At 56.9% G+C, this 343-nt stretch carries 1 protein-coding gene; it reads left to right on the forward strand.

The genetic code is table 11. The features are described 5' to 3' along the window. On the forward strand, window positions 1-343 hold a 343-nt coding region (locus BN1800_RS39810; RefSeq protein WP_143534284.1), incomplete at both ends, for an SgcJ/EcaC family oxidoreductase.

Below are 343 nucleotides of genomic sequence, written 5' to 3' on the forward strand. Positions count from 1 at the left end.
TGATCGCTGGACCTCCTCGCTGGCAACCCTGGATCCAGAAAAAGTCGTCGAGAACTATACGCCTGATGCAGTCCTCCTCCCGACACTGTCGAACAAACCGCGCCTGACGCAAGACGAGCGCCGGGACTATTTCGTGAGCTTCCTGAAGAAGCATCCGTACGGCGAAATCGACAGCCGCACGATCAAGCTTGGCTGCAACGAAGCGCTCGACACCGGCAACTATACCTTCACTTTGAAGGATGGTAGCAAGGTTCCGGCGCGCTACACCTTTACCTACGAGTTCAAGGACGGCAAGTGGCTGATCTCGTCACATCACTCCTCTGCTATGCCGGAGAAGCCCGCG

Source organism: Rhizobium sullae (genome assembly GCF_900169785.1).
Classification (GTDB): domain Bacteria; phylum Pseudomonadota; class Alphaproteobacteria; order Rhizobiales; family Rhizobiaceae; genus Rhizobium; species Rhizobium sullae.